Annotated in this window: 18 protein-coding genes and 1 pseudogene; 9 read left to right on the top strand and 10 right to left on the bottom strand. The window is 35.7% G+C overall.

The genetic code is table 11. From position 1 onward, the window contains the following. Window positions 1–3 precede the first annotated feature (3 nt). Window positions 4–525 carry a PH domain-containing protein gene (locus GOQ16_RS02800; RefSeq protein ID WP_160067695.1) on the bottom strand — a complete coding sequence of 174 codons (522 nt, stop codon included), beginning with the start codon at window positions 523–525 and terminating at the stop codon, window positions 4–6. A 102-nt stretch (window positions 526–627) separates the two neighbouring features. Here GOQ16_RS02800 and GOQ16_RS02795 point away from each other — a divergent pair, with 102 nt between their 5' ends. Continuing rightward, window positions 628–1,764: an acyl-CoA dehydrogenase gene (locus tag GOQ16_RS02795; RefSeq protein WP_160067693.1), complete on the top strand. Its 1,137-nt coding sequence runs from the start codon at window positions 628–630 to the stop codon at window positions 1,762–1,764. A gap of 24 nt (window positions 1,765–1,788) precedes the next feature. On the opposite strand, the gene GOQ16_RS02790 is transcribed toward GOQ16_RS02795, so the two are convergent. Genes GOQ16_RS02790 through proB form a run of 3 tightly spaced genes read right to left on the bottom strand, consistent with a single transcriptional unit; the run spans window position 1,789 to window position 4,466 of the window. Then, window positions 1,789–2,175 carry a hypothetical protein gene (locus tag GOQ16_RS02790; protein WP_160067691.1) on the bottom strand — a complete coding sequence of 129 codons (387 nt, stop codon included), beginning with the start codon at window positions 2,173–2,175 and terminating at the stop codon, window positions 1,789–1,791. Window positions 2,176–2,178: 3 nt separating this feature from the next. Beyond that, window positions 2,179–3,426 (bottom strand): glutamate-5-semialdehyde dehydrogenase, encoded by a 1,248-nt coding sequence (locus GOQ16_RS02785; RefSeq protein WP_160067689.1) that lies wholly within the window; start codon window positions 3,424–3,426, stop codon window positions 2,179–2,181. An 8-nt stretch (window positions 3,427–3,434) separates the two neighbouring features. Beyond that, window positions 3,435–4,466: a glutamate 5-kinase gene (proB, locus tag GOQ16_RS02780; RefSeq protein WP_160067687.1), complete on the bottom strand. Its 1,032-nt coding sequence runs from the start codon at window positions 4,464–4,466 to the stop codon at window positions 3,435–3,437. A gap of 155 nt (window positions 4,467–4,621) precedes the next feature. Between proB and GOQ16_RS02775 the strand changes: the two genes are divergently transcribed. After that, window positions 4,622–5,047: a hypothetical protein gene (locus GOQ16_RS02775; RefSeq protein WP_160067685.1), complete on the top strand. Its 426-nt coding sequence runs from the start codon at window positions 4,622–4,624 to the stop codon at window positions 5,045–5,047. Window positions 5,048–5,059: 12 nt separating this feature from the next. Here GOQ16_RS02775 and uvrB read toward each other — a convergent pair whose 3' ends face one another. Beyond that, window positions 5,060–7,090: an excinuclease ABC subunit UvrB gene (gene uvrB, locus GOQ16_RS02770; RefSeq protein WP_160067683.1), complete on the bottom strand. Its 2,031-nt coding sequence runs from the start codon at window positions 7,088–7,090 to the stop codon at window positions 5,060–5,062. A gap of 122 nt (window positions 7,091–7,212) precedes the next feature. On the opposite strand from uvrB, the gene upp reads away from it, so the two are divergent. The 3 genes from upp (at window position 7,213) to GOQ16_RS02755 (ending at window position 9,097) form a co-directional block, all read left to right on the top strand. Next, window positions 7,213–7,857, top strand: a complete 645-nt coding sequence (upp, locus tag GOQ16_RS02765; protein WP_160067681.1) for a uracil phosphoribosyltransferase — start codon at window positions 7,213–7,215, stop codon at window positions 7,855–7,857. Window positions 7,858–7,933: 76 nt separating this feature from the next. Beyond that, the gene (locus GOQ16_RS02760; RefSeq protein WP_160067679.1) at window positions 7,934–8,407 is read left to right on the top strand and encodes a ribonuclease H-like YkuK family protein; all 474 of its coding nucleotides are present in this window, start codon (window positions 7,934–7,936) and stop codon (window positions 8,405–8,407) included. Window positions 8,408–8,545: 138 nt separating this feature from the next. Continuing rightward, on the top strand, window positions 8,546–9,097 hold the full coding sequence (locus tag GOQ16_RS02755) for an AAA family ATPase (protein ID WP_160067677.1): 552 nt from the start codon (window positions 8,546–8,548) through the stop codon (window positions 9,095–9,097). A 139-nt stretch (window positions 9,098–9,236) separates the two neighbouring features. On the opposite strand, the gene GOQ16_RS02750 is transcribed toward GOQ16_RS02755, so the two are convergent. Continuing rightward, window positions 9,237–9,854, bottom strand: a complete 618-nt coding sequence (locus tag GOQ16_RS02750; RefSeq protein ID WP_160067675.1) for a S24 family peptidase — start codon at window positions 9,852–9,854, stop codon at window positions 9,237–9,239. A gap of 205 nt (window positions 9,855–10,059) precedes the next feature. Here GOQ16_RS02750 and GOQ16_RS02745 point away from each other — a divergent pair, with 205 nt between their 5' ends. The 3 genes from GOQ16_RS02745 to GOQ16_RS02735 all read left to right on the top strand — a co-directional run bounded on the left by GOQ16_RS02745 (window position 10,060) and on the right by GOQ16_RS02735 (window position 14,687). Then, a complete protein-coding gene (locus tag GOQ16_RS02745; RefSeq protein WP_149915123.1) occupies window positions 10,060–10,302 on the top strand; it encodes a hypothetical protein in 243 nt (80 codons plus the stop codon). Window positions 10,303–10,419: 117 nt separating this feature from the next. Then, window positions 10,420–13,410, top strand: coding sequence for a collagen-like triple helix repeat-containing protein (locus tag GOQ16_RS02740; protein WP_160067673.1), 2,991 nt, complete (start codon window positions 10,420–10,422; stop codon window positions 13,408–13,410). 269 nt (window positions 13,411–13,679) lie between these two features. Next, window positions 13,680–14,687, top strand: a complete 1,008-nt coding sequence (locus GOQ16_RS02735; RefSeq protein WP_160067671.1) for a clostripain-related cysteine peptidase — start codon at window positions 13,680–13,682, stop codon at window positions 14,685–14,687. A 425-nt stretch (window positions 14,688–15,112) separates the two neighbouring features. Here GOQ16_RS02735 and GOQ16_RS02730 read toward each other — a convergent pair. Then, window positions 15,113–15,262: pseudogene (locus GOQ16_RS02730) on the bottom strand (adenosylhomocysteinase); the annotation flags it as partial. A 275-nt stretch (window positions 15,263–15,537) separates the two neighbouring features. On the opposite strand from GOQ16_RS02730, the gene GOQ16_RS02725 reads away from it, so the two are divergent. After that, window positions 15,538–15,948, top strand: coding sequence for a BrxA/BrxB family bacilliredoxin (locus tag GOQ16_RS02725; RefSeq protein WP_160067669.1), 411 nt, complete (start codon window positions 15,538–15,540; stop codon window positions 15,946–15,948). Between the two features lie 66 nt (window positions 15,949–16,014). Here GOQ16_RS02725 and GOQ16_RS02720 read toward each other — a convergent pair whose 3' ends face one another. The 3 genes from GOQ16_RS02720 to GOQ16_RS02710 all read right to left on the bottom strand — a co-directional run bounded on the left by GOQ16_RS02720 (window position 16,015) and on the right by GOQ16_RS02710 (window position 18,397). Next, on the bottom strand, window positions 16,015–16,248 hold the full coding sequence (locus GOQ16_RS02720; protein ID WP_204987407.1) for a quinol oxidase subunit 4: 234 nt from the start codon (window positions 16,246–16,248) through the stop codon (window positions 16,015–16,017). A gap of 98 nt (window positions 16,249–16,346) precedes the next feature. Then, complete coding sequence (locus tag GOQ16_RS02715; RefSeq protein WP_160067667.1) at window positions 16,347–17,177, bottom strand: glycoside hydrolase family 16 protein; 831 nt, start codon at window positions 17,175–17,177, stop codon at window positions 16,347–16,349. Between the two features lie 23 nt (window positions 17,178–17,200). Then, complete coding sequence (locus tag GOQ16_RS02710; RefSeq protein ID WP_160067665.1) at window positions 17,201–18,397, bottom strand: hypothetical protein; 1,197 nt, start codon at window positions 18,395–18,397, stop codon at window positions 17,201–17,203. Window positions 18,398–18,431: the final 34 nt, after the last annotated feature.

The following is an 18,431-nucleotide window of genomic DNA, read 5'->3' as shown; positions in this document are numbered from 1 at the left end:
CAGTTAATGAATAGGCTTTTGGCTGATTTTTTGAGAAATGAACTCTTGCATAATCGCGACTTGCGTTGACTCAATCCCTGGGACTTTGAGCCCTTCACCCGCCCCAGCAGTATGTAGCTCTATGCTGGAAAGATTAAACAACCGTGAGACAGCTCCTTCTTTTATATCTACGTGTTGAATCTGTTTAAAAGGAATAATCTTAATAGATTTTGTAAAAATTCCCGATCTATACAATATATCTTGTTCCCGCAATGCATACCCCCAATAACGTAAAGACCATACACTCAAAATGAGCAATAGTAGTATAAAACTCAATCCGCCAAACAGAATATACAGATAAGTCCTATTCCAAGGATCATCATTTAACCAGAAAACACCAAAAAGTATTACAAGAAATACTGTGATAAGGATTACATATTGAATCAAAACGACTGTTTTGTATTTTGGCGATATATGTTCAAATTGTACATCTCGCCAATCTGGCAAGTCTGTTACAAGAACTTGATTGTTTGAAAATTCTGTCATAATAATATTTCCTAATATAATAAATATTTGCAACAAAAATTTATTATGCTCGCATAACATAATTTATTATATTTGATTTACAACCTTATAAACTTTGATAAAATGAATTTTGAACTATCTGAAGAACATAAGATGATTCGTAACGCAGCTCGTGAATTTGCGCAAGAATTAAAAACTGGTGTAATAGAGCGTGATGAATTAGCTAAATTCCCTTTTGAATTCGTCAAACAAATGGGAGAATTGGGTTTTATGGGAATTATGACGCCTGAACAATATGGAGGTGCAGGTTTGGATACATTAGCATATGTTTTAGTCTTAGAAGAGATTGCCAAAATAGATGCTTCAGCGGCTGTCATCGTTTCTGCGCACAATTCATTAGTGCTTTGGGGATTGAATGAATACGGTTCAGAAAAACAAAAACAGAAATATTTAGTACCACTTGCAAAAGGCGAAAAACTGGGCGCTTTTGCACTTTCCGAACCAGAGGCTGGTTCGGACGCATCTTCACAGCATACAACTGCCGAAGACAAAGGGGATCATTATCTACTTAATGGCACAAAAAACTGGATTACCAATGGCGGTAACGCAGATATATATTTGGTTATTGCACAAACAAATCCCGAATTAGGTCACAAAGGCATTAATGTACTTATTGTCGAAAAAGGTCTCCCAGGATTCACTATTGGACCCAAAGAAAACAAATTGGGGATTCGCAGTTCGGACACGCATTCATTGATGTTTTCGGACGTGAAAGTTCCCAAAGAAAACCGCATAGGCGAAGATGGATTTGGTTTTAAATTCGCGATGAAAACCTTAGATGGTGGACGTATTGGTATTGCAGCACAGGCTTTAGGCATCGCTGCTGGAGCGTATGATTTGGCTTTAGCTTATTCAAAAGAAAGAAAAACATTTGGTAAACCAATTTCGAATCACCAAGCTATACAATTCAAACTAGCCGATATGGAAGTAGAAATTGAAGCAGCACGCCTATTAACCTACAAAGCCGCTTGGACTAAAGATCAAGGTTTACCATATGGAAAAGAAGCGGCAATGGCGAAATTGCACGCATCGGAAGTAGCCATGAAACATACCGTAGAAGCGGTACAAATTCATGGTGGATATGGCTATGTGAAGGAATATCACGTCGAACGCCTTATGCGCGATGCCAAAATTACCCAGATATACGAGGGAACTTCCGAGATTCAAAGGTTAGTCATCGCTCGAGAGGTGTTGAAATAGAGAAAGTCGGAATGCCGACTTTCTCTATTTAAAAGCTTTATCAATCTGACCTAGCAAATCATAATCTTCAAAAGAAAAGCTTCCAGAAGATTTCATATGATATTCGAAAACCACCTTTGCTTTCGCCAAAATTGCCTTATCCGAATTAAGCAGACCATCATACATGAACAATTGTGCTAATGGTCGGATTTGTTCGGGCTCTAAAGTAGAAGCAAAAATGATTAATTCATTATCTGATAGTATTATTAACTCTTCTCTTTCTTTATTAAAAAACTCTTTATAACCTTTAGGAATAACTTCGGATGCTAGATCTTCCAATTGTCCCTCCCATTTATTTACCAACAATCTTAGGAACTTACCCATTTCATTTATCCAATTAAGGATAGTATCTTTCTCGAATCGAATACCCATCTGCTATCGTATTTGTCCGTCACCACGAATATACCATTTTTCGGTGACTAACTTCTCCAAAGCAAATGGTCCACGCGCATGCAATTTCTGCGTAGAAATACCGATCTCAGCACCCAGACCAAATTCTCCACCATCTGTGAAACGTGTAGAAGCATTCGCATACACCGCAGCTGCATCAACTGCTTGCAAGAAAGTATTGATACTTTGTTCATCCGTAGACACAATACATTCTGAGTGTTTGGAAGAATATTTTTCGATATGTTCTAACGCTTCTGCAAGCCCAACAACAGTCTTAATAGAACATTTAAAGTCCAAAAATTCCCGTCCAAAATCCTCTTCCTGCGCTTTTACTAAATAGGGATAGCGCAATTGTTCGAAGCTACCGTATAATTCTTCTGAAGCGAAGACTTCCACCTGAAAAGGAATTAATGGCGAAGCCAATTTCTTTACAAAAGCGTCAGCGATTTCTCTATCCACTAACACAGTATCTAGCGCATTACATACCGAAGGTCGTGACGTTTTTGCATTCACAACAATTGCTACAGCTTTATCAAGATCCGCAGTTTTATCCACATATGTATGGCATACTCCAGCCCCAGTTTCAATTACAGGAACTTTAGCATTTTCACGAACAAAATCAATCAAAGATTGAGATCCACGTGGAATGATGATATCCACATACTGTGTGGCCGTCAGTAAATCGTAAACCAAATCACGGTCTGTTGGAAGTAATTGCACCAAATGCACATCAATTCCTTGTCCAGCCAACACTGCCTGAATCAAATCAACCAAACAAGTATTTGTATAAATCGCATCCGATCCACCACGCAATAGACACACGTTACCAGATTGGATACACAAAGCTGCTACATCAATAGTTACATTGGGACGCGCTTCGTATATCACCCCAACAACACCTAATGCTACGGATTTTTTCTCAATTTGCAGACCATTAGCCAGTACTTTTGAAGTCAGAATTACCCCCGTTGGATCGGGCAAATTTGCAACATCCAACACACTATTAGAAAGACCTATAATACGTTCTTTTGTCAACAAAAGTCTGTCGTATTTGGAATCCGCAGGATCCATGCGATACAAGTCCTTTTTATTCTCCGTGATAATGTTATCAATATTTTCTAACAAAGATTCCGAAATCCCTATCAATATAGCTTGTCTTTCATTCAACGCTAAAGCATTGATAGATTTTTTAACTCGCTGTGCAGCTTGTAATTGTACTTTAATACTTCCCATTACCTCTATTATATGAGCACAATATCGTCAGCATGTGCTATTTCCAAATTCTTAGTTTTACTATTCGTCTTCATCGCTAAAGAATCAATTTTAGACTTTGCCACAGCCTGAATCGTTCCCTCTTCGTCTGCGATATGAAAGACTTCACCAATTTCAAAATGTTCAATGAAGTCAATCACCCCAACAGCCAACAAACTTTTGCGGTTACGCAAAGCGCTTAAAGCTCCTTTATCAATCGTCACTAAGCCCTTTATCAGACTGCCACTTGCCATCCATTTTTGCTTAGATGAGACTTTTTTTCCTTGTGCCCTGCACAAAGTTCCTACTTCACCTTTTACCGCCTTAATTATATTATCAACTCCTTGCATACTGAAAATAACAACTTCAATGCCCATTTGTGTAGCCAATCGTGCAAAATTCAGCTTAGAAGTCATCCCACCCAAGCCTACAGAAGACTTATCTTTTCTAGCTAATGAAAGAACACTTTTATCAATATTATCAATTTCCGAAATAACTTTTCCGTCCGCATCCAACACACCCGGCACTGATGTACACAGCAATAATTTGTCTGCTCCAAAACCTGCAGCGATAAGCGTTGCTAATTCGTCATTATCCGAAAATTTAAGTTCTTTGTTGCTGACAACATCATTCTCATTCGCAATCGGGATTACATTATTTTTCCATAAAGTCTCATAGGTACTTTTTAATTGCAAAAATTGTTCTCTATTCGAAAAGTGATGACGCTCACAAAGACTTTGTGCCAATGCAATTTTAAATGGTTTGAAATAGGTCGAATATTTACGCACCAATAAGGGATTACCAATTGCCGCAGCAGCTTTACGTTGCTCCAGAGTCCCTTTGTATTTGGGTATAAATTTCTTGCCCGCAGCAACCGCACCAGACGAAACAATTACAATATTGTACTGTGTTTGTAATACAGAAACTTGACGAGCAATTTCTAATATAATGCGTTCATCGATTTCACCATCTGAAGTTACAGATGCAGAACCGAATTTTATAACTAAAACCCCCTTCTTCATTAACACTTTTTCAATTAGACTATACTTAAGTTAACAATTGCGTAAACTTAACAATTGTTATTTACAAAATAAACAAAAGTAACCAAAGAAAAGATGTAAAACGTATTTCGGAATATTTTTTGCTAAATCCTATAACACACTAAGTTAACAAAATTATGAAAATAAGCCTTTTATTATCAATTGTATTACTCCTGATAGGTTGTCAATCCAATAGAACAAATAATGCAATGGAAAGCACGGATACGCTCCAAAATATAGGGGGAACGAAAGATAAAAATGGATGCCTTACAGCTGCAGGATATACGTGGTCACAATTGAAGAATGATTGTATTCAACCTTTCACAGATGGCATTTCATTGGATATTTTAAATACCGCTAATTCGTATCAAACTGCTGCCTTTATTTTACTAGATTCTGTTCAAAAGAAAGCCGAAGTTTTTGTAGCTGAAGAAGATGAAAGTATTATTTTGGATCAAAGTAACGATACACTTTATTCGAACGGCAAATTTCATTTAACAAAAGAAAACTTTTGTTGGACATTAAGTCTCAATAAAATAAAATTATACCAGGAAAGAAAATAAGAGAGGTTTGGGTTAACCAAATCTCTCTTTGTATTGTGATTCCATCGCAAACATTTCATCACGCAATTTAGCTGCTTCTAAGAAATCCATGTCTTTAGCGGCTTTTTCCATGCGTTTGCGAACCGTTTCAATAGCTTTCTTGAAATCTTTTTCGCCCATATATTCCATCAATGGATCTGCCGCCACAATCGACGATGCATCTGGCTCCACATAAGCTTTCACTTCTCCTGGCTTATAATCCGCTACCGATGTTTGTTCTATAATTTCTTCGCGCGATTTACCAACCGTACGTGGTGTTATTCCGTGTTTTAAATTATAAGCGATTTGCTTATCTCGACGACGATCAGTCTCCTCTATCGTAATACGCATACTGTCGGTTACTTTATCCGCATACATGATCACTCGACCTTTGTCATTACGTGCTGCACGACCAATTGTTTGTATCAATGAACGCTCCGAACGTAAGAAACCTTCTTTGTCCGCATCCAAAATTGCTACTAATGTAACTTCGGGTAAATCCAAGCCTTCACGTAATAAATTGACACCCACTAACACATCAAATTCCCCCAAACGAAGACCACGCAAAATTTCAACACGCTCCAAAGTCTTCACTTCCGAGTGAATATAACGCACCTTAACATTTAGTCGAGACATGTATTTTGTCAACTCTTCCGCCATTCGTTTAGTCAACGTAGTCGCCAATACACGTCCGCCATCCTTTATAGCTTTATCCACCTCTTCGAGGAAATCATCCACCTGATTGATTGCTGGACGAACCTCTATAATTGGATCTAACAAGCCCGTAGGACGAATAACTTGTTCTACAAAAACACCTTCAGTCTTTTGTAATTCATAATCTCCAGGTGTCGCCGAAACGTAAATTGTTTGATTTGTCAAGGACTCAAATTCCGGGAAATTTAACGGTCGGTTATCCAATGCCGCGGGAAGTCTAAAACCGTGTTCAACCAACGAAATTTTGCGTGAACGGTCACCACCATACATTGCGCGCAACTGCGGTAATGTCACGTGACTCTCGTCAATGACTAACAAATAATCTTCTGGAAAATAATCCAACAAACAGAAAGGACGCATTCCAGGTTGACGACCATCAAAAAATCTTGAATAATTTTCAATACCAGAACAATACCCCAACTCACGCATCATTTCCAAATCGTAATTTACACGCTCTTCCAAACGTTTCGCTTCCAACATCCGGCCTTCTTCTTCTAATTGTGCCTTACGAGCAACTAGTTCCTCTTGAATAGACCAAATAGAAGATGTAAACTTATCTTTTGGCGTAACGAATAAATTCGCTGGAAACAGCGATAAACTTTCATGTTTAATGATTGTTTTGCCAGATACAGGATCAATTTCGGATAATTCATCGATATCATCACCAAAAAATGAAACCCGATAGGCATTATCCAAATAAGCTGGATAAATATCGACGGTATCTCCTTTCACACGAAAAGTTCCTCTCTTGAAATCTGAAGTCGTTCGAGAATATAGAATTTCGACCAATCGATGTAAAAAAGCATTACGAGAAATCGTAGTTCCTACCCCAAATCGAAAAATCGAACGCGAAAAGTCTTCAGGATTTCCCATACCGTAAATACACGAAACCGAAGAAACGACAATCACATCTCTCCGACCCGACATCAAAGCCGAAGTCGTAGCCAAACGTAACTTTTCAATTTCTTCGTTGATCGCTAAATCTTTCTCGATATATGTATTTGTTGTCGCAATAAAAGCTTCTGGTTGGTAATAATCGTAATAAGACACAAAATAATTCACCGAATTATTAGGGAAGAATTGCTTGAATTCTCCATATAATTGCGCTGCTAATGTTTTGTTATGACTAAGAATTAAGGTAGGTTTTTGCGTCTGCTGTATCACATTAGCCACAGTAAAAGTTTTACCGGAACCTGTTACACCCAGCAAAGTTTGGTAAATTTCTCCCTCCTTGACGCCTGCAACTAGCTCTTTAATTGCGCCCGGTTGATCTCCCGTTGGTTGGTATTCTGATGTAAGTTCGAATCTCATATAATGCCTCTACTGTAAAAATACCAATTCTTTAGACCATCTCCTAACAATACAGATATATTGTGACGCGACATAAACATATGTCAATATTATTTGTTAAATTGGTTCTAAACTAGACTGCTATGGTTACGATTCTTACAAAAAAAAATAGTATAGCCAATCAATATATAAGCGAACTTCGTCATATTTCTATTCAGCAAGACCGACTGCGTTTTCGTAAAAATCTCGAACGATTAGGTGAAATCATGGCGTACGAAATCAGCAAGAACCTCACCTATTCAAAAGAAGAAATCGAAACACCATTAGGAATTTCGGAAATGCTTACACTAGATGAGCAACCCGTTCTTATTACAATTATTCGTGCAGGATTACCTTTTCATCAAGGTTTTTTAAATGTATTTGATCATGCAGATTCGGGATTTATCGCAGCATTTCGTCACACAAAAAAAAGCGGCGAATTTGAGATTCATAAGAAATACGAGAACACACCAGATTTGGATGATAAAGTAGTAATCATCGCAGATCCTATGTTGGCTACAGGGAAAAGTTTAGTTTTATGTTGCAAAGAATTATTAAGCCAATACAACATTAAAGAATTACATATTGCAGCTGTGATAGCCTCCGAAGAAGGAGTACAACACGTTCGTGCATTTATCCCTGAAGCTCATTTGTGGATTGGGGATGTCGACAATGAACTTACCAGTAAATCTTACATTGTCCCTGGATTAGGTGATGCAGGAGATTTGGCGTACGGCAACAAAGCTTAATTTAGTATAATTATCATATTACATTCATATAAAATGAACATTCGAATCTTAACTTCAATAAAAAACAAAATTAGCTATGGAATGGCAAAAATTCAATGGCGAATACCTTCGCTCATCTATCAACGAAGCTGTTGAAACAGCAATAATTCGAGAGAAACAATTAGGCAACAAGCTAAAAGTATACATCGGAACGGATTCCCAAGTCAAACGTAACACTGTTGAAATAGCCACTGTCATTGTTTTTCTTCGTGAACATAAAGGAGGATTTATGTTTACACAAAAAGAACGCATTACCTACCACATGAGCATCAAAGAAAGGATGCTTCTCGAAGTCCAAAAATCTATTGAAGCCGCTTATCTTTTGTGCCCTCTCCTTGACAAATACGAGGTCGACCTAGAGGTACATGCCGACATTAATACCAATCCTAATTTCGAATCAAATGTAGCTCTAAAAGAAGCTATGGGTTATATCTTAGGAATGGGCTTTGTATTTAAAGCAAAACCTGAATCGTTTGCTAGTACAAACTGTGCGAATAGAATAGTACAATAACTATTTAGCATTTTCTTTTTTAACCTGTTTTCAATTAAGAAATTTAATTGAAGAATAGAACTTTTCTCTCCATTTTAGACCAACCATTTTCACACAAAAGCATTTTGCAACCCTAATATTTTGTGTAATATTGCAAGAATGGCGCACTCAAAAAATACTCTTCTGAAAATCGCGGTGGTAGGACCTGAATCTACTGGAAAATCGACCATGGCAAATTACCTTGCAAAAGAATTAAACACACTTTGCGTCCCGGAATATGCACGATTTTATTGCGAAGATTTGAATCGCCAATATACGTTAGAAGATGAAGTGAATATGTTTCACGGTCAACGTGCGCTAGAAGAAGCAGTTGCTAGTAAAGCAACAAACAATATCTTAATATGTGACACCACAATTCTGACGGTGAAAATATGGTGTGATCATTTATTCAAACACACACCTGAAAATATCATAGCAGAAATACAAAATAGAAAATACGATCTGTATTTGTTAATGGATATTGATTTACCATGGCAAGATGATCCTTTACGTGACTTCCCAACGGAAAGAGAGCACTTTATGAACATATGGAAAGATGAATTAAATGCGCTAAATGCAAATTACCACATTATATCTGGCACGGATCAAGATAGATTGCAGAAAGGTTTGATGGTATCGAGTCAATTTATCGATCAGAATACACAGAAATAAATATTAATAAAGACAACCAATATTTCACTAACTCAATCTAACAATAAAAATAAAAACAATATTTTCAATGTAAAATCAGGGATATAAAAAAAAGCTCATCAACTGCGATGAACTTTTTAAAAATATTTTTTTTACATTATTACATTGTAACCATAGAAAGCACACCTTTCACTTTATATACAGCTTTTATAAGTTCATGATCAATTACAATTTCATCGTAATCAGCTGAATTCTTCGCTACAAGCTTCCATCTTTTCTCATCTAACCCACGCACAAAACGAATTAAATTTATGTGTTCAGATATTATTAAATATATATCCCCGTAAATTACTGCAGACTTATCAACCTCTTTGACGAACACAACACTTGCATGCTCGATTTCTGGAGACATAGCTTCCCCTTCATTCACTATAGCAAAATCACTACCGGACAATATTGGAATTTCCAATTCATGGGCTGGAGTCATTTTGGTTAAATCGATATTGAATTCATCTAAACTTACATTAAATAAAGGTATTTTATAATATGAATCCGAACTATCTTTTAACATACTACCTTCACCTGTAATCAACCACGCATCATTAATATTTGGGAAGTGTTCAGAAATTGTGCTAGCAAGGTTTTTACTTATAGCATAGTTCCCTCTTTTTATTTGATATAATCTTTCAGCCCTGTTCAAACCTATTTCCTTGGCAAAAGAATTAACGTTGAAGTTTAAATATTTTATTACTTTTTCTAAACGATCCCAGTTTGTCATTTTTTATTGTAATTATAGAGAATTGCTTTTCTAGACAGTTGATTCTAGTTCCAATGTTGCTACAGGAAGAACAAAAATAAGACCAAAAGTCGGAAAATTAAAATAATATACAAAAAACATCAAACATATTGCAAAAAACAATTTTGTATTGTACTTTTACAAAATAACTGACAAGGGCAACAACAGCCAACTATTAACAAATGGTATGAAAAGCCAACATGAACAGAAAACAGATTCCGTCAATCTAAAATTGGAAGACGAAATTACAAACCAAGACATAATAACGCTAGCCACGTTAAAATGTATTAAATTAAAAGACAAAGATTTTGCAAAAGAGCACATTAAGATAAATAAAAAAAATATCAAAACCACTTATGAAGTTGAAATAAATGACATTGACGGACACATTCACCACCTTATTTTCGAAATAAAAACGTATAATAAATAAAATTTAAAAAAAAATTTGTTGATACAATATTATGTTGTACTTTTACACAGTTTATTAATATTAACTAGATATAAAAATAAAATAACAAATAATTCGAACTAATCTCAAAAAGCGAATATGAAAATTAGAAATCTATCCAAACTAGCCTTAGCCGTAGCTATTAGTAGCTCGGTGGTATTAGAGGGCTGTAAGAAGTATGATGACGACATCACACGACTTGAACAAGGCATTGAGCAGAATGCATCTGACATTGCAACTTTAAAAACACAATTACAATCTTTAGCAGCAAACATGGTAGTTCAATCTGTTACTTCTGTAACAGGTGGATTTGATATTGTGTTTAAAAAACCTGATGGGTCAACTGTAAACTATTCTATTAGAAACGGTGCTCAAGGACCTGCTGGTGCTCAAGGACCTGCTGGTGCTCAAGGACCTGCTGGCGCTCAGGGCCCCGCTGGTACACCAGGTACACAATGGAGAATCAATGCCACAACAAATTTCTGGGAAAGTTCTACAAACGGATCTACTTGGACTCCATCAACTGTAAAAGCAACAGGTGCTAACGGTACTAATGGAGCTAACGGTGCAACTCCTGAAATTAGAACTGTTGGTGGTAAAAAATACTGGTTTATTAATGATCTAAATACTAATGTATTAGCATACTCCGGAGAAGTAACAGTTGTAGAAGTTGACGGAGGATATAATGTTGTATTCACTAGTTCTAACGGAACTGCATCTGAAAGTATATTCATAGGTAAAGAGAAAAACGCAATTACAAGTATAGCGTTATTGCCTAACTTTATTGAAAGCAACTCTCCTGTTTTAACTTTCCCTAAAATCGTTCGTAGCAACGCAACTCACGGAACTACATTAATGCAAGGTGCTGGTTTAATCACATACAAATTAAACCCATTTGGTGTTAACCCTAACTTCTATGATGTTGAAGGCTTAGTGTCTCAAACTGCTACAGCTGCACCTGTATTTAGAAGCAGCGGAGATAATTTAGCGCAATTCTCAATTAATACTATTAGTAAGACTTTCAGTGAAGTTACTATTGCAGCAACTCCTCAAGGAATCACATTCCCAGCAAATTCTGATGCGAACAAATTACATTTAGCTTTAAGAGTTTTAAATAAAAAAGCAAATCAAGCTGACGGTAGCACAGGAGATAAACAAAGTAGAGTTGTATCTGAATACAATTTAGCAAAAGAGGAAATCGTTTATATCAACGAAGTAACTATTGAGCGTCATGAAAAAGTTAATGGTAAAATAGTAACTCCTCAAACAGATTTCCAAGCTATTGGTGCATCTCCAAATTATTTTGTAAACGCAAATTCTAGAATTAATACTATTATCGGAGATCAAAATGCTTCGAATGGTATTTTTACTGGTGTCTCGACAGGTATTCTTGATGCTAAAACAAAAGCAAACTTTACATTAAACATTTATGAAAACGCTGAGCGCGAGTTAGCTGCTTCTCAACGACCAAATTTGAGTTCTTACACATATAAAGGTGCTATTGACTTAAATCAAGAATTAAAAGGATTCTTTGTAAGAAACTTTACAACTCCACAACTTATCTCTATGGATGATAATGGGCTTAGTGGTTATGTATTAAAATTCTCAAAAGTTTCGCCATATGGTACTGGAGGTAATGATTACGCTGACGATATCAAATTGGATAATGGAAAAATTTCTGTAGCAGAGAGAACAGCAGGTTTCTACAACACAGCAGCGGCTGTAGGTAATAGAACACCGGTTGTAAAAGTTGATATGTATGCTCCAAATGGAACTACATTATTAGCAACTCGTTTTGTTAAAATCGCACTTGTAAATACTCCAGTAACTCCAGTATCTATCAACGGTACAGCATCATTCAATATGACTGCTGTCGGTACAACAACTCCATTAAACGTAGCGTTCCAAGAGCCAAGTACATTTGATGCTGCATACAATAGATTAGGAATGAACCAAACTACGTTCAACACTAACTATCCTGTTGTAAATTACAGCACTTCATCTATTACGAAAGATGGTAGTACTTATTCTGGCGTAGGAGCTGCAGCTATAACTGTAACACCAATCGCAGCAGCAATTCCTAACTCAAACAACTTCGAGATTACATTAGGTAATCAAGTGTTACCAGGTACTTATGTTATCACAGGTAAATACACTTCTTCTAACTTAGCTAATCCAGAAGTAAATGTTAAAATTACATTAACTGTAACAGCAAATAATATCCAATCATTAACTAAACAAGTTACATTCTGGGATAATACACAATCATTCGGTGTTATCAATGGTATTAACATTGGTGGTAACAACTGGCAATTAGACGCTGACTTGTGGAATTACTGGACTAAAACACCTGCAACTCCAGTCGCTGGTTCTGCTAATACTACTTTTGAATTTAGCTTAGCAGGTATCTCAGGTATCACAGTTGTAAACGGTAATTTAGGCACTGCACAAATCCAATTGGATGAAACAATTCAAGCTGCTAGAAACAGAATCAATGGTGACGAAGTTAATGTTACTATTACTACTAAATTGAATGGTGCTACGTACAAAACAGAATCATTCCCAGTTAAATTTAAAAACCCTGTTCAACCATTGGTTGTTAAAGCAAGAACTACTGCAAACTGGGGTAATAAACTTGAATTAATCGATAAAGAAGTAACTGCTGATAATACATCTAAATTAGATCTACGTAGAGCAGTACAAGTCCTTGATTTCAACGGAGGTAAAATCTTTGATTTTGTTAGTCCTAATTTCGTAACAACAAGCTCATTATTGAATCAATATGCTGTAGGTTATGTAGGAGGTACTGAAACAGCTGCGACATTAACTAACGTAGCAGTAGTAGGTGTGTACCCTGGATTAATTTCTAGTCACAACGGTTTAACTCCATTGACATTAGTTAACGCTTCTGCTTCATACTCTAACAACCAAGCTGTATGGACAAATAATGGTGCTAATATTCAACAAACTATCACAATTGTTTATAAAGTGACTGTCACTAATAAATTTAATGATGGACTTACTGATGCAAAAGCATCTGAAAGTACTGGATATATCTATGTACCAGTTGTTAAAAACAGCGGTATCTAATACTTAATTAGTATAAAACTTAAAGGGTGGCAATTATGCCACCCTTTTTGTGTTTTTATATTTCTGCAAATAAAAACAAATTCATAAATTGTCTTAAAGTAATATTTTACAACAATTGATTACATACAAACCTCTTTTACTACCCATTCATGAAACTCAAAAATCCAATTATTTTATTATATTTTTTCACATTTTTAGTGTTGTGCGCCTGTGGGGAAAACAATCCAACTCCAAATAAAAAACAACCATTTAGAACAATTTTAATCTATATGGCAGCTAATAATAATCTCTCACCAGAGGCATACGATAATATCGAGCAACTGGAAGATAACATTGATGATGTGGACGGTAATTTGCTTGTTTACGCTAAACTACCTGGAGCGAACCCTGCACTTTATCATATTTCTAAAAAAGAAGGAAAAAAGAAAATAAAAGAATACACGAGTCACAATTCTTCTGATCCTACCGTACTAAGACAAATCATAACTGAAGTACAACAATCTTACGAAGCTAAAAGTTATGGGCTAATACTTTGGTCACATGCTACAGGATGGGTACCAGCCAATGTAGGTCCAATTAAATTAAAATCCTTTGGAAATGACGGTGGCGATGAAATGGACATCAAGGAGTTGAACAGTGCTATTCCAAGTAATGTCTTTGATTTCATCATGTTTGATGCGTGCTCTATGGCAAGTGTTGAAGTATTGTACGAGATTAAAGATAAATCTAAATATTTTATTGCTTCTCCAGGAGAAGTGGTAGCTAATGGTATGCCCTACAGTAAAATTGTTAATAATTTATTTCAAGAAGGCACAAACGCGTATATATCAATTTCTCAAAAGTATTTTAATCATTACAATCAAATGAGTGGAAATTTTCAATCTGCGACCGTATCTGTAGTAGATGCTAGTAAGCTTCAAGCTTTAGCTGATGCCACGAAACTAACTCTCAATTCGCAGGCTCCTTTATATAACGATTTTAATAGAGATCAGATTCAACGAATGGATTTTGATCGATTTAGTAATCCATTAATTGCATTTGATTTCTTAGATTTTATAGAAACAAATTATAACAATCTAAATGTTGCCTCATTAAAGACTGCTGTCAATACTGCCTTATTATTCAAGGCGAATACTCCAAAATTTAACGGTTTTATTATAAATAAAAACAGTGGACTTACTTGTTATATCCCAAATGCTGAAAATGAAAACATGGTACACGATTATTATAGGTCACTAAAATGGTACACAGCAAGCGGGTTCAACGAGCTGTTTTAGAGTAAAATACACATAATTAGGTATTAGATTAAATATTTCGCTATAGTATATTTGTAATACAACATAGAAAACAAAACTACCAACATTTTTATCTGTGAAAAAAGTTAATTCAACTGATTATATACAAGATTTATTGTGTAAAATAAATCTTGCAAAGGATTGTATAAAAGAAAATACAAATATACAACCTATGTCATCTGAAATTAATCAAACATTGAAATTCCAAACTAAAGAGAATATTCAAATTGAAATTAGACTATATCCTTAATGTTATATAGATTTACCTAAAAAAGAAAGGGCCTTGCTAGCAAGGCCCTTTCTTTTTTAGGTAAAATTAATTTTAACACCTTTTAAGCTTCTGGTTGGAATGTACCGTAAACAGCTATTCCAATATAGGATGATTGTTCAGTAGTCAGTTCATAAAATTACACGCCATTACACTCTAAACTAAGGCATACCATTTTCTCGTCCAGATTTTTTGGCAAGGTACAGACTTCTTCCTCATATTGACCATACGTCCAAAGCTCTAATTGCGCTAAGGTTTGATTCGTAAAAGAATTTGACATTACAAATGAAAATGCATCAAATCACCAAATGAAACTTTGTAGGATACATACGTAGTTTCTAATGAAGACATAGATTTTCTTTTAAAATTTAGATGCACTTAATTAATTCGAACTCCTATGAAATCAAAACTTTACCCTGTCAAACTATTAATTCTGACATTCGGTTGAGGAATGCATCTTGCATAAACTTTTAAATCGAAGTATATTTGTACGTATCAAAGATTGAATTAAGGATTTGATATTTTTTAATTTAACTTTTTAATTTAACTTTTTAATTTAAAACAATGTATCCAGAATATTTAGTAGCACCAATGCGTCAAGAATTAGTAGACGCAGGTTTTCAAGAGTTAAAAACTGAAGAGGAAGTTGATTCAGCGATTCCTTCAGAAGGCACTGTATTTGTTGTTGTAAACTCAGTATGTGGTTGTGCAGCAGCAAACGCTCGTCCAGCAGCACGTTTTGCTGTTGAGAACGGTAAAAAACCTAGTAAATTAGTTACTGTATTTGCTGGCATGGAAAAAGAAGCTGTTGATAAAGCACGTCAATACATGTTGCCTTACCCTCCATCTTCTCCAGCAATGGCATTATTCAAAGATGGTAAATTAGTCCACATCATCGAAAGACACAATATCGAAGGACGTCCTGCACAGATGATTGCAGACAACCTAATAGCTGCTTTCGAAGAATACTGCTAGTCGGTAATTTTATTTTGATTTTTGTATAAACAAGAAATCCTTTCTCAAAAGAAAGGATTTCTTGTTTTAGTACCTATAAGTTGGGCTGTAATAAACATCATGTTTGTGATGTTTTGATTTCTTATTTTTTTTGTGCTTCTTCTTCTGTCCAGGAGCATGTCTCTTTGCGGATTTTTCACCATAAACTTTTTTCGCTTTTCCTGGCGGCAAATGACCATGTGGATAACGACCACTCGTATAACATGATGTCACAGTTAATGTAAAGGCCGCAACTAAAATTAATGTAATATATCTTTTCATAAAATCCCTTTCTTTAGCGAATCATACAATAAGTAGACCAAAACTAAGTGCAGGGGTTTAATAAAAAGATCACATTTAAATTTTGAACGACTGTGTTATTACTTTTGATATACTCTTAAATAATCAATTTCGTACTTAGCAGGGATTAATGTATCGTCGATCTTTCCTCCATTATCTCCACCCAAAGCTAAATTCACAAGTATATAATGAGGTTGTTTGAATGGATTGAATCCACTACCATCTTTATTCACAAGCTTACTGAGTGAAACTTTATTTAGTAAAACATCATCTAGGTAAAGAGCAATTTCATTATCATCCCAATCCATTCGCCACACGTGAAACTCATTAGCCCATTTGGCTCCGCCCAAAGACTCTACAGATTTGACGCCGTTATGCCATTCTGCTTTCCATCTTTGATTAGTTCCATTAGCAATATTAGCGAGTATATTTCCTCTATAATATTCCATGATGTCAATTTCACCATTCGATGGCCATTCTTTAGCAACACCTAAAGTCCAGAAAGCTGGCCATAGCCCCGATCCCACTGGAATTTTGGCTCTCATCTCAAATCTCCCATACAACCACTCTTTGTTACCAGAGGTGTTCAACGAAGATGAAGTATACTTTATATCTTTACGTGACTTTCTCCAGTCAGAGCTCCCTGCATCATAATTAGGATTTGGTTTATTTTCCTTACGCAATTCAATTATTAAGAATCCATCCTTACAATAAGCATTATCCTTCTGATAACACTGATCTTCATTGTTTCGGACAAAACCATTTTCATAATTCCATATACTTTCATCAGGCTTTCCATCCTTCTCAAATTCTTGAGACCAAACAAGTTTAAAGTCACTTTTATTCGTTTGTTGAGCAAATCCTGTAGCACATAGAAAGATGCCTATGGCACATAATGTAAGTTTAAGCATAAATTAGTAGTTTAAGTGAATAATTAGTTAATAGGGACGCCATCGCGCTTGAATCCTTCAATAATTAAGCTGGTAATGATATAATCGGATTCTCGCCCAGTATCCTCATGCGCACCGTTAATACCGTAAGGCCAAAAATGTTGAGCATCGCCTTTCAGCTGTGCATTCGGATCATTTGTAGCCTTGCGTAAAGCTAAATTAGCATTTTCACCTGTATATATCCCATTTTTAATAAGAGTTTCCCTCCAATAATTGGAGGTACCGGCTCCTATGGTATGCGCAAATTCATGTAAAAAAGTTCCCGTTTTTTGATAGGAAGCATTACTTCCCCAACGCATCCATCCCGAAAGACTTGCATCTGCAGTCTGCACGCCAGTATTATATTCTATTGTTACAGTTTTCACAATACTGGTATGTTCTTCTAATAGCTTTACACCATGGTCAGCCATCGCTTTTAATCTTGCAAATACATCAGCAGGAATGTTGGATTGATTATGATAGTTAACAGTAATTTTCCCTTTGTTGTAAGTTTGAAAGCTACCTTGGCTGCCATAATATGTTCCTTTTACAGTGGTAACATAAGATCGTATAAAAAAGCTTTTTCCTAATTCAAGATTTTCAACATCTACTTTAAAACTGTTATTTTCTACTTTAGAAGCTATTATTTTAGTATCTGATACAGTTGGATTGGGATTATTAGATATACTGACTCCAGCTTCTAAGACATTAGCTCCGCCCGTAGACTCAATCTTTGAGGAAGCCTCCATGCTATTCAGTTTATAAAACAATACCTTGGTATTTCCAATTTTTGCATCCTCATAACTTTCTGTCGTAAATTCAAAAACTTGTCCATACGATCTACCTTTAGAATTTGAAGCGTATGATTTAGCATAATACTTTTTACCTCCCTCTAAATTCGTGAGCTCAACTTCGAAATCACCAGATCCAGATACAGCATTTGGACTGGCTTTAGCATCTGAAATAGTTGGATTGTTGTGCGTTGCCCAGCATATCCCTCTTTCGGTGATAGAAGCTCCGCCCGTATTTTCAACTTTCGATTTAAGCGTCGCCTTTGTTGTAGAATTTTGAACAATAGACAAATTACCCAACTTAGGTAAAACAATGACATTCTCATTAATATCAACTTTCTCTGGTGGAACAGAAGATGACTTACCGCATCCAAACAAGGAGATTACTATTAATAGTAGACCTTTTATCATAACTAATATTAAATTATTTAATACAAAGCAGGCA

This window comes from Sphingobacterium bovisgrunnientis, assembly GCF_009829085.1.
GTDB lineage: Bacteria > Bacteroidota > Bacteroidia > Sphingobacteriales > Sphingobacteriaceae > Sphingobacterium > Sphingobacterium bovisgrunnientis.
The sequence above is the reverse complement of the archived record's forward strand: the minus strand, read 5'-3'. Positions and strand labels throughout refer to the sequence as shown.

Excerpts from the sequence above, each read along its gene's own strand:
- GOQ16_RS02800 (WP_160067695.1), bottom strand. The coding sequence starts at position 525 with ATGACAGAATTTTCAAACAATCAAGTTCTTGTAACAGACTTGCCAGAT.
- GOQ16_RS02795 (WP_160067693.1), top strand. The coding sequence starts at position 628 with ATGAATTTTGAACTATCTGAAGAACATAAGATGATTCGTAACGCAGCT.
- GOQ16_RS02790 (WP_160067691.1), bottom strand. The coding sequence starts at position 2,175 with ATGGGTATTCGATTCGAGAAAGATACTATCCTTAATTGGATAAATGAA.
- GOQ16_RS02785 (WP_160067689.1), bottom strand. The coding sequence starts at position 3,426 with ATGGGAAGTATTAAAGTACAATTACAAGCTGCACAGCGAGTTAAAAAA.
- proB (WP_160067687.1), bottom strand. The coding sequence starts at position 4,466 with ATGAAGAAGGGGGTTTTAGTTATAAAATTCGGTTCTGCATCTGTAACT.
- GOQ16_RS02775 (WP_160067685.1), top strand. The coding sequence starts at position 4,622 with ATGAAAATAAGCCTTTTATTATCAATTGTATTACTCCTGATAGGTTGT.
- uvrB (WP_160067683.1), bottom strand. The coding sequence starts at position 7,090 with ATGAGATTCGAACTTACATCAGAATACCAACCAACGGGAGATCAACCG.
- upp (WP_160067681.1), top strand. The coding sequence starts at position 7,213 with ATGGTTACGATTCTTACAAAAAAAAATAGTATAGCCAATCAATATATA.
- GOQ16_RS02760 (WP_160067679.1), top strand. The coding sequence starts at position 7,934 with ATGGAATGGCAAAAATTCAATGGCGAATACCTTCGCTCATCTATCAAC.
- GOQ16_RS02755 (WP_160067677.1), top strand. The coding sequence starts at position 8,546 with ATGGCGCACTCAAAAAATACTCTTCTGAAAATCGCGGTGGTAGGACCT.
- GOQ16_RS02750 (WP_160067675.1), bottom strand. The coding sequence starts at position 9,854 with ATGACAAACTGGGATCGTTTAGAAAAAGTAATAAAATATTTAAACTTC.
- GOQ16_RS02745 (WP_149915123.1), top strand. The coding sequence starts at position 10,060 with ATGAAAAGCCAACATGAACAGAAAACAGATTCCGTCAATCTAAAATTG.
- GOQ16_RS02740 (WP_160067673.1), top strand. The coding sequence starts at position 10,420 with ATGAAAATTAGAAATCTATCCAAACTAGCCTTAGCCGTAGCTATTAGT.
- GOQ16_RS02735 (WP_160067671.1), top strand. The coding sequence starts at position 13,680 with ATGGCAGCTAATAATAATCTCTCACCAGAGGCATACGATAATATCGAG.
- GOQ16_RS02725 (WP_160067669.1), top strand. The coding sequence starts at position 15,538 with ATGTATCCAGAATATTTAGTAGCACCAATGCGTCAAGAATTAGTAGAC.
- GOQ16_RS02720 (WP_204987407.1), bottom strand. The coding sequence starts at position 16,248 with ATGAAAAGATATATTACATTAATTTTAGTTGCGGCCTTTACATTAACT.
- GOQ16_RS02715 (WP_160067667.1), bottom strand. The coding sequence starts at position 17,177 with ATGCTTAAACTTACATTATGTGCCATAGGCATCTTTCTATGTGCTACA.
- GOQ16_RS02710 (WP_160067665.1), bottom strand. The coding sequence starts at position 18,397 with ATGATAAAAGGTCTACTATTAATAGTAATCTCCTTGTTTGGATGCGGT.